We start from the raw sequence: 13642 nt of genomic DNA on the forward strand, positions 1-13642 counted from the left end.
TTCAAGCAGGCAGCGGCAGGCGCGTTCCTGCCGCTGCTTCATTCGCGGCCCGACCGGTTGTCACGGTCTGCGGCAGTTCCTCTTCACCGGTGGCAACCTTCAGGCATTGCACCACCGCATCGCGCATGGACGAGACGTAGTAATCCGCTCCCAACGTTGCGCGCATCGTCTCACTCTTCAAAACCGCATCTTCCGCAGGCCATAGCCCCACGAGAATGGGTGCCTTGGGCGCCTTCTTTCTCAGGCGCCGCAGCAGATAACGCAGATGCGCAGGCGTGCCCCTGATCTCCAGATAGCTGATGCACACCATCTGCACGCCGGTCATGTCGAGATTGTAAATCGCCGAGCGCGACACAGCTTCGTGGGGCACGAGACGACTTCCAAGCCCGTGCTTGCTCAAAAGCTGTGCCAGCATCTCGGAGGCTGCTTCATCCAACGGTCCGCGACCAGCGATGCACATGACAGCGCCTTCCGCTTTCCATGTCTCGGGGATCTTGTCTTCGTGAGGCATCTCGCCGACGACGGCCGGTTCCTTGATCGCAGGCTTCTCGCTTGGCGGTGACGCCACCGGCTCATCCTCGGTTTCATGCGGCGGCGGCTCGATATCCTCGTGAGAGCCGAGATCCTGCACGAGAGCCTTGATCACATCGCGCACCTGATCAAGCTGGCGATGGGTAAGCACGCCCCGTGTCGCGTCATTGGCGGCAAGTTGAAGCCCTTTGAGCGCAACCTCATCGTAGTAGGATGTGAGTGAGCGCTCCTTCAGCAGAACTTCCGCCGAATCCAACGCCTCATCAGGGTCACCTGCGAGCATGCGCTGATAGAGGTTCTCCGCCGGCGTCAGAGCAGGCCTGTCGCCGAGCAGCACGTCGAGAAATTCGAGCCTCTCCACGTGCCGTCCCAGCACAACGAGACACAAGGTCAGAGGGGTTGCGATGAGCAGGCCCACGGGACCCCAGATCCACGTCCAGAAGATCGCCGAAATCACGACGGCGAAAGGCGACAGGCCGGTGCTCTGCCCATAGACGATAGGCTCGACCACGTGACCCATCAGAGGTTCGCCGATCACGAACAGAGCCAGCGTCATGAGGGCCATGGACCAACCGGGATCGACCGCAGCGGCGAGAAGAATCGGAGGGGCGGCGGCCACGAACGAGCCGATATAGGGCACGAAGCGCATGAGCGCCGCGAAGACGCCCCACAAGGCAGGACTCGGCACACCGATCAGCCAAAGGCCGATACCGGCAACGAGACCGAAGGCTGCGTTCAGCGCAAGCTGAGTGAGGAAGAAGCGGCTCAAGCGTCGCGCGGCATCGTCCATGGCCGCCGTGGTGCGGTGCAGGTCGCTCGAGCCGAACAGGCGGATCATGCGGTCACGCAGATCCTCGCGCTGCATGAGGATGAAGACCAGCACCACGAACACGATGCCCATGGTCGCGAGGGGCTCGAGCAGGGGCAGCAGGACATTGCGCGCGACCTGCGCCGGTGTCGGCTCCGGCTCATGCACCTCGACAGGCATGGGCTTTGGTGCCTCCGGCGGAGGTTCGGCCGCGCTGGAAGAGGCAGGAGCCTGTGCTTCCGCTGGCTGTTCTCCCACGGCTTGGTCGAACCGGCGGCCGAAATCCCGGAGCATGGTCGGTAGTTTGCCCAACGTGCCCTCACGCAGGGAGCCGACCTTTCTTTCGATCGTGGTCTGATAGCGCGGAATGTCCGAGGCAAGACCCGCAAGCTGAAACCCGATGAGACCACCAAGAGAGACGACGATTCCGAGTGTCACGAGGACCGCGATGATAACCGATGGCACTCGCCCCAGTTGCCACCTGCGCATCAGGTCGACGAAGGGGGCGAGCACGAAGGCGAGCAGGATTGCGAGCACCACGGGCAGGAAGACTTCCTGTCCCACATAGAGCGCCGCCAGCACGACCACGCCCACGGCCAGGGTCAGCAATCCGGACAGACCCGGAACTCCGGGAGGCTGGATCTCCGTCTCTGGGGGTGGCGGCACGGGCAAGGGTGCGGGACGCATCGTTTTTCAGGTCTCTCCTGCCTGCGAGATCATCTCGCCGGTCAGCAAACAACGTATGGACCCCGCAAAACGATCCTTGGCCGTTCAGGCCAAGGCAAACTTGAGACCTTTTGCCATCTGGGGACCGAGGCCGTTCGTCCCCATCTCAAGGACATCTCACGGTTATTCCAGCGAACGTCAGCCCATGTCGCCCACGAGACGCAGCCTTCTGATCGGCGCGGCTCTCGCCGCCTCTTCCACTCTTCATGCCCAACAGGACCAAGCCCAATCGATGCCGGTGACGGAAAAACGCAACACCTTCACGAGCGGCGGCAGGACCATTGCCGTCGAGACCTTTCAGGCTGCCGGCGACGCAGCCCGCCCTGCCGTGCTCATGCTGCACGGTGCGGATGGGTTGAGCTACAATACGGAGTATCGCCAGGGTGCCCGGGGCGTGGCCGCTGCCGGCTATCAGGTCCACCTTGTCCATTACCTGGACCGCACGAGCGAGAAGCGGGCCTCCTTCGCCACCCTGTTCCAGAACTTCATGCCCTGGATGGACACGGTGCAGGATGCGCTGACCTTCGCGTCCAGCCACCCTGGAGCGGATGCAAGCCGCGTCGGCATCATCGGCATTTCGCTCGGTGCGGCGCTCGGCTTGGCCGTCTCCTCGACAGACCCGCGCGTGAAGACGCTCGTGAACTATTTCGGTCCCCTGCCGCAGGGCGCGATCGCCACCACGTCGCGCCTGCCGCCGACCCTGGTTCTGCACGGCTCAGCCGATCCCATCGTGCCCGTGGCGAACGCCTATGCGGTTGAGGCGCTGCTGCGCCAGCAGAACGTGCCGCATGAGGTGAAGGTCTATCCGGGCCAGGGCCACGGCTTCCGGGGGGCGGCGGAAAAGGACGCCACGCAGCGGGCGCTCGCCTTCCTGCGCCGTCATCTGTCCGGCGCCGACACCGCGCCTCTTCCGATGGGGGGCTAGAGCATCGGACGAGAAAAGTGGATCTGCACTTTTGGGATCGATCCGATGCTCCCTTCATAGAGAAGAGCATCGTTGAAAGCGGAACCGGAGGTCCGCGTCAGCGACCCGAAGGGCCGCGCTAGCGAATACCAGGTCCACTTTTCCGCACGATGCGCTAAGGTCGCTACAAGTCAATCAACACAAACTCTCAGCGGAGCATGTCGGCAATGGCGTCCAGCGCGGATCTCTCAGGGAACCCCCTTCTGTCCACTTGGAACACACCTTACACTCTTCCACCCTTCGAGAGCATCCTTCCTGAGCATTACAAGCCCGCCTTCGACAAAGCGTTAGCCGAGCAACAGGCCGAGATCGCCGCGATTTCCGAGAGCACGGAGGAGCCCACCTTCGCCAACACCATTGAGGTGCTGGAACGCAGCGGTGCTATCCTCAAGCGCGTAGGCGGCGTGTTCTTCAACCTCGCAGGCTCGCACACCAACGAGGCGATCCAGGCCATCGAGCGCGAGATGGCGCCGATCCTCGCCAAGCACCGCAACAGCATTTTCATGAACGAGGCGCTCTACAGGCGCGTCGCCGCTCTCTACGACAAGCGCGAGAGCCTCGGTCTCGATGCAGAACAGGCTCGCGTCCTCGACCGCTACAACACCATTTTCATGCGCGCAGGCGCAAAGCTCGGACCGGACGAGAAGAAGCGTCTCGCCGCCATCACCGAGCGCCTCGCAAGCCTTGGCACGCAGTTCTCGCAGAATGTTCTGGCGGACGAGAAGTCCTATCAGCTCGTGCTCCAGACCGAAGAGGATCTCGCGGGCCTTCCCTCGTTCCTGCGCGAAGCAGCGGCGCAGGCTGCGGAAGAGCGCGGGCTGAGAGGCAAATACGTCATCACCTTGTCGCGCTCAAGCATCGAGCCCTTCCTGCAATTCTCCAAGCGCCGTGACCTTCGCGAGCAGGCTTTCAAGGCCTGGGCCTCGCGCGGCGACAATGGCAACGCCACCGACAACAAGGCAATCATCGCCGAGATGGCAGCTTTGCGCCTCGAGCGCGCGAAGCTCTTGGGCTATGAGACCTTCGCCGATTTCAAGCTCTCCGACACCATGGCGAAGACACCGGATGCCGTGCAGAAGTTGTTGAACGACGTGTGGGCGCCCGCTCGCGCCCGCGCCGAGGCCGAGCGTGACGACCTGCAGGCGCTGGCACAGTCGCAGGGCGACAACATTGTTATCGAGCCGTGGGACTGGCGCTTCTATGCGGACCAGGTGCGGATGGCACGCCACAACCTCGATGAGGCGACGATCAAGCCTTACTTTCAGCTCGACCGGATCATCGAGGCTTCATTCGAGACCGCGCATCGGCTCTTTGGTCTGAGCTTCCAGGAAATGAAGAATTTCCCGAAGTATCATCCGGACATTCGCGCCTGGCAGGTGCTGGATGCGAACGGCCATCACGTCGGCATCTTCATCGGCGATTATTTCGCACGTTCGTCCAAGCGCAGCGGCGCATGGATGAGCGCCTTCCGCTCGCAGGAAAAACTCACGGGCGACGTGCGGCCCGTCATCGTGAACGTCATGAACTTCGCCAAAGGTGGGGCGGGCGAGCCCTCGCTCCTGAGCTTCGACGATGCGCGCACGCTCTTCCACGAATTCGGCCATGGCCTGCACGGCCTTCTCTCCGACGTGACCTATCCGCTGCTCGCGGGCACGGCCGTCTCGACCGACTTCGTGGAGCTGCCCTCACAGCTTTATGAGCACTGGCTGTCGCAGCCCGATATTCTCCGTCGCTACGCCACCCATTACCGGACGGGCGAGCCGATTCCGGAGGAGCTGCTCGAACGCCTGATGGCCGCGCGTAACTTCAATCAGGGCTTCGCCACCGTGGAGTATCTGGCCTCCGCCTTCGTCGATCTCGAGCTTCACCGCCGCAAGGACGTGACAGGGCTCGATGTCCCGGCCTTCGAGAAGGAAACACTGGAGAAGATCGGCATGCCGCGCGAGATCATCATGCGCCACCGTACGCCCCACTTCACCCATGTGTTTGCGGGCGACGGCTATTCCTCGGGCTATTACAGCTATCTCTGGTCGGAGGTGCTGGATGCGGACGCCTTCACGGCCTTCGAAGAGACCGGCGACGCGTTCAACAAGGACATGGCGGAGAAGCTGCAGCGCTTCATCTATTCCGCCGGAAACCTGCGCGATCCGGCGGAGGCCTACACGGCCTTCCGGGGCCGACTGCCCACGGCTGACGCGCTTCTGGCCAAGCGCGGACTGGCGGCGCTGTGCGAATAAGAGCGGGCGCGAAAGCGCCTGCTAGATCAAAGTGGGAAGAAGCTGCTTCATGCGGCGCGTGAAGCGGAAATGCATCCGCACATTGTGCGGCAGGCTTTTCGGCGGAGTTACTTCCTTGGGCTGAAGAGAGGAAGCGGAAGGGCTTGGACGCAGGACGCTCAGGAGGAAAGCCATTCCCTTGGGATCGGTCTCCAGGGCTTTCGCATCGAGCACAGGCATAGGGAGCATTCCCTTCTTGGTTGGTGTTTTTTACGGAACGCAACACTGCAGGAAAAACGGCCAACTTGTGGCAAAGTTCCCGACTAGATTGGGAACCTGAGCTCGCTGACCTGCTTTGAAACCTGCCCCGGTTCGAGAATTGACGACGGAAAATGGGCATTATTGGGGCTATCCGGAAATCGCTGAGGTTCCAGGCAGAGGCCTGCATGGCGGCCATATCGCGCGCCGTTGAGGCCTGAAACGGGCACGTTGATGAGATGACCCGCATAGAACTGGACGCCCGGCTCGGTCGTCCAAAGCTCCATGCTCAGCCCATTCCTCGGAGATTTGAGAACCGTCGCCTGACGGAGTACCCCATAAGAGCCGCGCAGCACGTAATTCGTATCGTAGAGCGTATCGTCGTTGATCAGCTCGGCGCCAATGGGCCTTAGGCTGGTGAAATCGTAGGCCGTATCCGCCACGCGCCTGATCTCGCCGGTGGGGATAAGATCAGGATACGTTGGCGTGATGTAATCGGCCGCGATCATCAGGTGATGGGAGAGAATGTCCGCGCTGCCATCGAGATTGAAATAGCCATGCGTGGTGAGATTGACCGGGGTCGGGCGGTCTGTGATGGCCGTGAGTTCGATGCGTACGGTAGCGGAAGGCAGCAGGGTATAGGTGCAGGTCGCAACGAGCCGTCCGGGATAGCCCATGTCCCCATCATCGGAGACGAGGCTCAAGGTGACGCTGGACTCACTGTGCTCGACGATGCTCCAGAGCCGCGTGCCGAAGCCCCTGGAACCGCCATGAAGCTGATTGGGCCCCTCATTCGCATCGAGCTTGTAGGTTTCATCATTCAGCGTGAACCGGGCCCCGCCGATGCGGTTGGCATGACGTCCCACGATGGCCCCGAAATAGGGTGAATGGGCGATGTAATCCTCGATGGAGTTGAGCCCCAGCAGCACGCTCTGCGGCCCGTTCGTGGTGGGCACGACGAGATCGCGGATCACGGCGCCCCAGGTGAGTACACGCATCTCGACACTATCGGGGCCGGTGAGCGTGATCTGCAGGACGTCCTCTCCGCCAACAGAGCCGAACCGTTCGATCGCCATGATCTCACCCTCCGAAGATGTTGGTCTTCAAGCCGCGTATGCCGCCGGTCTCGACCTTGAAGAGATGGCCCGCCATGGGATCCACATGGGGATCATGGCCGATGGCGGCGGTGGTGATGTAGAGCGTGGTCAGGTCCGGCCCGCCGAAGGCGCATTTCGTGACCTGCGCGGTCGGCACCGGGACAGTCCGCTCCACCGATCCGTCGGGGGCAAAGCGCGTGATGCGCGAGCCGCCCCAATGACAGACCCAAACATAGCCTTCCGCATCAACGGCCATGCCGTCCGGGTGGCCCCAGCCCTCATCGAAATGCACGAAGCGCCGCCGCTCGCCCACCCGGCCCCCGCTCACATCGAAGGCATAGATCACGCCGTTCACCGTATCGGTGGCATAGAGAATCTGCCCGTCATGACTGAAGGCGGGGCCGTTGGTGACGATGAAGCCGGAATGAAACTGGCTCAGCTCCTTTCCGTCCCAGCGCCAGAAGGAACCGCTCTCGTCCGTCTCGTCATCGTGCATGGTGCCGAAATAGATCGCGCCGTCCGGCCCCACATGTCCGTCGTTGATGCGGTTGCCGGGAAGGTCTTTTTCCGGCGCAACGATGGGCTCGGCTTCGCCCGTTTTCAGGTTGAAACGGGAAAGGCCCGACTTGAAGCCAGCCACCACCACATCGGGATCGGGGGTGAGCGCGATGAAGCCGATGCGCTCCGGAGCCGCGATGCGCGAATGCTCGTTGGTTCCGGGTCGATAACGCCACACGGCCGGGTTCTTGATGTCAACCCAGAACAGGGTGTTGGAGCGCTCGTCCCACACAGGCCCTTCGCCGAGCACGCAGGCGCTTGCCACCGCCACATGCGGCATCTGAGGGTGAACGATGGGATTTGTCATGATGTCCCCTTTCAAATCAGGCAGCCTGCCGTCATCCGCGCCTGCCGGTAACGAGCACAGGGCGGACACGGTTCAATCAGGCCGAAGCGGCGTCCGCGATTCGCTTGGCCAAGGTCACGAGGCTCAGATCCGAGCCCGCCGGTCCCATGATGGACAGGCCGAACGGTGCGCCGAGACGCGATGCGAGCGGGATCGAGACCTGCGGCAGGCCGGAGAGCACCGACAGGCAGAGCAGGTTCAGGGCGTTATTCCGGTAATCGTTGAGCGCATCGTCGCTCTCGGAGAGCAGCGGCGCCACATCCGGCATGGTCGGCAGAATCAGCACCGTGTCCCGGGCCAGAAGAGCGCTGAAGCGTGCCCGGAAGGCGCTGCGAATCACCTGCGCCTCGGCCACTTGAGAATCGGTGACACTGCGGGAGAACTCGAAACGGTCCGCCACGCCCGGCCCGAGGGGCGGATGGTAGCGCTCGATCATCGGCCCATCGACGCCCCAGGCCTCCCGGCTCTGGATGTAGCGCATGGCCCAATAAAGAGCGGTGAAGCCTTCGGTGGCGACAGTCACATCCTTGGATGCGCCAAGCACGGATTCGACCTGGCGGACGGCGAGACCAAGCGCCTCCTTCACCTTTTGGCTCAGAAGGCCGAAGGCATCCCTGGCCAGAAGAACTTTTGGGTTGGCTGACAAGGGATTGCCGTCGGTCCTGAGCATAACCTCGCCCACCCGCACGAAGGTCGCGCCGTCGCGGGTGAAATACCCGCAGGTGTCAAAGGAGGGCGCGAGATCGTGGCAGAGTTCCAGGCTCACCCGGCCATGGGTGGGGCGGATGCCGAAGAGGCCGCAATGGCTGGCCGGCGCACGCACGGAGCCGCCCGTATCGGTGCCCAGCGCAAAATCGCAGAGACCATTGGAGACGGCTGCCGCCGATCCTGAGGAGGAGCCGCCCGGAATGCGATCTGGCGCGCCACCATTCACAGGCGTGCCGAAATGGGCGTTCTTGCCGCTCATGGAGAAGGCAAGCTCGTCAGTGATCGTCTTGCCGACGAACCGCGCCCCGGCATCGAGAAGCCTTTGTACGGTCGGTGCGGTGCGGGTCTTGATTCCGGACACCGCCAGCATGTGGGGCGATCCGCAGCTCGTCGGGTAGCCCGCGACATCGAACAAGTCCTTGGCGGCAAAGGTCAGCCCGGAGAGAGACCCGCTCGCGGCATGAGGCACAGCAACGGCTGGATAGGGCATGAAGGCGCGGGCGGGATCGGCGTCGAGAAGCATGGGATCACAGAGCTTGAGGGAACGAGAGCAGCGAATGTGTCATTCCTCCCCTGAAACAAGCAAGGTATGAATCCGTGAACCTTGGCAGTTTAGGCTTTCTTCAGGCTAGGATCGGCCCTACATCCACGCCGATCCTTGAAACAGGAACCGCATGATGACGAAGGCATCGATGACCCGCTGGCTGGCTCTTGGACTGGCACTTGCATTCGCAAGCCCGGCCGCCCAGGCGCAGCAGGCTCCGATCAAGCTCGGTGAGCTCAATTCCTACGCCCGCTGGGCTGCCTTTACGATACCTTACCGCAACGGCTGGCAGATGGCCCTGGAGGAGATCAATGCCAAGGGCGGGGTGCTCGGCCGCAAGATCGAGATCGTCTCCCGCGATGACGGCGCCACCACGGGAGACGCCACCCGCGTAGCGGACGAATTGGTGACCCGCGAAGGCGCTGTCCTCCTCTTCGGCTCGTTCCAGTCGAATGTCGGCGTTGCCATGGCGGATTACGCCAACCAGAAGAAGATCCTCTACGTCGCCGCAGAACCCCTGACCGACGCCATCACCATGGCGCAGGGCAACCGCTATACCTTCCGAATCCGCCCCAGCAATTACATGCAGGTCGGCATGCTGGTGGATCAGGCAAAGGCCTCCGGCGCGAAGCGCTGGGCGATTGTTGCGCCGAACTACGAATACGGCCAGTCGGCGGCGGAAGTGTTCAAGCGCCTCATCAAGGAGCGGGTGCCCGGAGCCGAGATCGTTGCCGAGCAGTTTCCGGCGCTCGGCAAGATCGAGGCAGGCGCCACCGTCTCCGCGCTCGAACAGGCCAAGCCCGACGGCATTTTCAACGTGCTCTTCGGACCCGACCTCACGCAGTTCGTGCGCGAGGGCAACACGCGCGGCCTCTTTGAAGACGCATCGGTTCTGTCTCTTCTGACCGGCGAGCCCGAATGGCTTCTGCCGCTGAAGGACGAAGTGCCGGAAGGCTGGACGGTGACGGGCTACCCATGGGACGAGATCACCGATCCGAAGCACAAGGCCTTCATCGACACCTATCGCTCGAAGTTCAACGATACGCCGCGCCTCGGTTCGCTCCTGGGCTACATGGTCGTCCATATGATCCGCGATACCATCGAGCGCGCAGGCTCCGTCGAAACCGAAGCGCTGATCAAGGCGCTGGAGGATGCGACGTTCGACACCATCATCGGCCCCGTCACCATGCGTGGACTAGACAATCAGTCCACCATGGGCGCGTGGGTTGGCAAGCTCGTGCTGAAAGGCGCCAATGGCGGTATGAGGGATTGGGTCTACAAGGACGGCACGTCGTTCATGCCGACAGAAGCCGAGGTGAAGGCGGTTCGGAAAGAGTGAGCAACACACCCCACATAAATCCCCTCCCCCCTGTGGGGAGGGTCAGGGTGGGGGTGCAAGCGCTTTGTTCTGAAGTCTTGGCGCTCACCCCCCCTCTCCAACTCTCCCCCACAAGGGGGAAGAGGGCCGGTCGGTGTTTATCCCAACCGGCTTGCCAGAAGTGAGAGGTCACTGATCCCATGGACCTTTCCTTCCTCGCCATTCAGGCTCTCAACGGGCTCTCCAGCGCCTCGTCGCTCTTCATCACCGCTTGCGGCCTCACACTCGTTTTCGGCGTCACGCGGATCGTGAACTTCGCGCATGGTTCGCTCTACATGATCGGCGCCTACACGGCCGCGACCCTCGTGCCGCGGCTGCTCGAACTCTCCTTCGGCCCGCTGACTTTCTGGGCCGGCATTCTCGCCTCCGCCATCATCGTCGGCCTGATCGGGGTGCTGATCGAAGTTCTGCTCCTGCGCCGCATCTACGGCGCGCCGGAACTCTTTCAGCTGCTCGCCACCTTCGGTGTCGTGCTGGTGGTGCAGGACCTCACGATCCTGGTCTTCGGCCCCGAAGACATTCTCGGACCCCGGGCCCCGGGCCTGCGCGCACCGGTCGAAATTCTCGGCCGACGTTTTCCGTCTTATGAACTCGTTCTCATCGCGGCCGGTCCCGTCGTGCTCGCGCTTGTGTGGCTGCTCTTGCGCAAGACACGCTTCGGCGTTCTGGTGCGCGCGGCAACGCAGGATCGGGAGATGATCGCGGCGCTTGGCGTGAATCAGGCGCTCCTCTTCACCGGCACGCTGTTTCTCGGCGCGTTCCTCGCAGGTCTCGGCGGCGCACTGCAGATCCCGCGGGTCTCGGCCAATGCGGGCATGGATCTCTCGATCATCGCCGAAGCCTTCGTGGTCACTGTCGTCGGCGGCATGGGCAGCGTGCCTGGCGCGTTTCTGGCGGCGCTCATTATTGGCCAGTTGCAGGCCTTCGGCATTCTGATCTTTCCGAAGAGCACGCTTGTCGTGGTCTTCCTGCTCATGGCTGTCGTGCTCGCCGTCCGCCCCTATGGTTTCTTCGGTCGTCCTGAAGTGATCGGCGGCACGCATGCGGTGGGCATCTCAAGCCACAAGCCCTCACTTTATGCTCCCCTCGCATTGGTCGCCGTCATCGGCACCCTCGCGAGCCTCCCGCTCATCGGCGATGCCTATGTGCTGAAGGTCGCCACCGAAATCCTGATCTTCGGGCTTTTCGCCTTCAGCCTGCAGCTTCTCATCGGCGTCAGCGGCGTCGTGAGCTTCGGTCATGCCGCCTTCTTCGGATTAGGGGCCTACGGCGCAGCGCTCGCCGTGAAGTGGTTCGCACTGCCAATGGAGGCAGCAATCCCTGCCGGGCTCCTGCTCGCGGCAGTTGGAGCACTGATCATCGGCGCTTTCGTGGTGCGCCTGTCGGGCATCTATCTCGCCATGATGACGCTTGCCGCTGCGCAGATCATCTTTGCCGTCGCCTTCCAATGGGTGGACGTGACGGGCGGCGACAACGGTATCGTCGGCGTGTGGCCTTCGGCCTGGGCGAGCGGCCAGGTGCCCTATTTTCTCTTCACGCTTGTCACCACTGCAGTGATCGTTCTGCTGTTGATGCGCATCATCAACGCACCCTTCGGCTATTCGCTACGCGCTGCAAGGGACTCTGAAGCCCGGGCCGAAGCCATCGGCCTGAAGATTCGCCGGCAGCGCTGGCTGGCCTTCACGATATCAGGTGCCGCCGCCGGTCTCGCCGGCGGAATTTACGCCTTCTCTCGCGGCTCTGTGGATCCGACCCTGCTCGGTATTCCGACATCCGTCGATGCGCTGACGATGCTCCTTATCGGCGGCATCCAGACCGTCACCGGCCCGCTCGTGGGTGCCGGTGTTCTGCATGTGCTGCGCGATCAGATCATGCCGCTCACGTCCCTGTGGCGTCTGTTGCTGGGTCTGAGCATCATCGCCATCGTGCTCATCTTCCCGCGCGGTCTCGTGGGCACCATCCGCGCATGGTGGGAGGAGCAGGCATGACGCTTCTCTCCGTACAAGACCTGAGCAAATCCTTCGGCGGAGTGGCGGCGGCGCGTGATGTGAGCTTCACGCTTGAACGGGGCGAGATGCTTGCCATCATCGGGCCGAACGGTGCTGGGAAATCGACCGTTTTCAACATGGTTGGCGGACAGCTGCGTCCCGATCGTGGTGCGGTTCTCCTGGATGAGCAGAACATCACGCTTGCCTCGCCGCAAAAGCGTTTTCGTCTCGGCGTCGGGCGCACCTTCCAGGTGGCACAGACTTTTCTCTCCATGAGCGTGGCCGAGAACGTGCAGATGGCACTTGTCAGCCGCAACCGGAAAAGCACCTCGCTCTGGGCTCCGGCACGCATGCGCTATCGCGACGAGGCGCTTGCGCTGTTGGAGCAGGTGGGGATGACGGAAGCCGCCGACCACCCCTGCTCGGCGCTGGCCTATGGCGACGTGAAGCGCGTGGAACTCGCCATCGCGCTGGCGGGGCAGCCGAAGCTCCTGCTGATGGATGAGCCCACCGCCGGCATGGCGGCGCGGGAAAGGGCCGCCCTGATGGATCTGACTGCTGAGATCGCGGATGCGAAGGGGATCGGCGTTCTCTTCACGGAGCATGACATGGATGTGGTGTTCGGCCATGCGGAGCGTGTGATCGTCCTCGTGCGCGGGCGGATCATCGCCACCGGTTCGCCCGAAGAAATCCGCCAGGTCGAGGAAGTGCGGCGCGCCTATCTGGGCGATGATCATGCGCTGGAAAAGCCGAAAGGGTTGAATCCCGCATGAGCGAGCCGCTTCTCGAAATCTGGAATCTCACCGCATCCTACGGCCGTGCCCAGGTGCTGTTCGGCCTGACCTTCGGGCTGCATGCGGGCGAGGTCCTGGCGCTCATCGGGCGCAATGGCGCAGGAAAAACCACCACCTTGAAGGCCATCATGGGCCTCGTGCCGGCAACGGCCCAGAAGGCGACCTTCAAAGGCCACTCCCTCGCACGCCTTCCCAGCTACAAGATTGCCCGCCTTGGCCTTGGCTATGTGCCCGAGGACCGGCGCATCTTCACCGACCTGACGGTGGAGGAAAATCTGGAGGTCGGGCGGAGGGCCGCGGGACCGGGACGCTCTCCCTGGACCCCGGAACGGCTGTTCAGGCTCTTTCCCAACCTGGCCGAGATGCGGGGGCGGCGCGGCAATCAGATGTCCGGCGGCGAGCAGCAGATGCTCACCATTGCCCGCACCCTCATGAGCAACCCGGATGCGATCCTGCTCGATGAGCCCTCCGAGGGTATCGCCCCCGTAATCGTGCAGATGATGGCGGAGGCGATTCGCGCCATGAAGGCCGAGGGTGTCGCCGTGCTCCTCTCCGAGCAGAACTGGGCCTTCGCGGCCGGCATCAGCGACCGCACCATCGTGATCGAGCGTGGCGAAATGCGCTTCCAGGGCTCCATCGACGAGCTCATGACCAATGAGGCCCTGAGGGTTGAGACGCTGGGGATCTAGGAACGGCTCAGCTTCTGGGAGCGAAGGGTGATCTTAA

Annotated in this window: 11 protein-coding genes; 6 read left to right on the forward strand and 5 right to left on the reverse strand. The window is 62.9% G+C overall.

Features of this window, described 5'->3' with window-relative positions; translation table 11 throughout:
• Window position 1: 1 nt before the first annotated feature.
• A complete protein-coding gene (locus DC522_RS11325; RefSeq protein ID WP_116528821.1) occupies window positions 2–2026 on the reverse strand; it encodes an AI-2E family transporter in 2025 nt (674 codons plus the stop codon).
• A 184-nt stretch (window positions 2027–2210) separates the two neighbouring features.
• On the opposite strand from DC522_RS11325, the gene DC522_RS11330 reads away from it, so the two are divergent.
• Window positions 2211–2990: a dienelactone hydrolase family protein gene (locus tag DC522_RS11330; protein ID WP_245444093.1), complete on the forward strand. Its 780-nt coding sequence runs from the start codon at window positions 2211–2213 to the stop codon at window positions 2988–2990.
• Window positions 2991–3196: 206 nt separating this feature from the next.
• Window positions 3197–5266: a M3 family metallopeptidase gene (locus tag DC522_RS11335; protein ID WP_116528822.1), complete on the forward strand. Its 2070-nt coding sequence runs from the start codon at window positions 3197–3199 to the stop codon at window positions 5264–5266.
• Between the two features lie 21 nt (window positions 5267–5287).
• Here the strand turns inward: DC522_RS11335 and DC522_RS11340 are convergent, their stop codons facing one another.
• The 4 genes from DC522_RS11340 to DC522_RS11355 all read right to left on the reverse strand — a co-directional run bounded on the left by DC522_RS11340 (window position 5288) and on the right by DC522_RS11355 (window position 8735).
• Window positions 5288–5494: a hypothetical protein gene (locus DC522_RS11340; protein ID WP_133239261.1), complete on the reverse strand. Its 207-nt coding sequence runs from the start codon at window positions 5492–5494 to the stop codon at window positions 5288–5290.
• 74 nt (window positions 5495–5568) lie between these two features.
• Window positions 5569–6579, reverse strand: coding sequence for an aldose epimerase family protein (locus DC522_RS11345; protein WP_116528824.1), 1011 nt, complete (start codon window positions 6577–6579; stop codon window positions 5569–5571).
• A 4-nt stretch (window positions 6580–6583) separates the two neighbouring features.
• Entirely contained in the window at window positions 6584–7465 is an 882-nt protein-coding gene (locus DC522_RS11350) for an SMP-30/gluconolactonase/LRE family protein (protein WP_116528825.1), read from the reverse strand.
• Between the two features lie 76 nt (window positions 7466–7541).
• Entirely contained in the window at window positions 7542–8735 is a 1194-nt protein-coding gene (locus DC522_RS11355; protein ID WP_116528826.1) for an amidase, read from the reverse strand.
• Window positions 8736–8889: 154 nt separating this feature from the next.
• On the opposite strand from DC522_RS11355, the gene DC522_RS11360 reads away from it, so the two are divergent.
• The 4 genes from DC522_RS11360 to DC522_RS11375 all read left to right on the forward strand — a co-directional run bounded on the left by DC522_RS11360 (window position 8890) and on the right by DC522_RS11375 (window position 13605).
• Complete coding sequence (locus DC522_RS11360) at window positions 8890–10095, forward strand: ABC transporter substrate-binding protein (protein WP_116528882.1); 1206 nt, start codon at window positions 8890–8892, stop codon at window positions 10093–10095.
• A gap of 179 nt (window positions 10096–10274) precedes the next feature.
• Window positions 10275–12122, forward strand: a complete 1848-nt coding sequence (locus tag DC522_RS11365) for an ABC transporter permease (protein ID WP_116528827.1) — start codon at window positions 10275–10277, stop codon at window positions 12120–12122.
• Window positions 12119–12895 (forward strand): ABC transporter ATP-binding protein, encoded by a 777-nt coding sequence (locus tag DC522_RS11370; RefSeq protein ID WP_116528828.1) that lies wholly within the window; start codon window positions 12119–12121, stop codon window positions 12893–12895. Before DC522_RS11365 ends, DC522_RS11370 begins: the two co-directional genes overlap by 4 nt.
• Window positions 12892–13605, forward strand: coding sequence for an ABC transporter ATP-binding protein (locus DC522_RS11375; protein WP_116528829.1), 714 nt, complete (start codon window positions 12892–12894; stop codon window positions 13603–13605). Before DC522_RS11370 ends, DC522_RS11375 begins: the two co-directional genes overlap by 4 nt.
• Window positions 13606–13642 lie beyond the last annotated feature (37 nt).

This window comes from Microvirga sp. KLBC 81, from assembly GCF_003075415.1.
GTDB lineage: Bacteria > Pseudomonadota > Alphaproteobacteria > Rhizobiales > Beijerinckiaceae > Microvirga.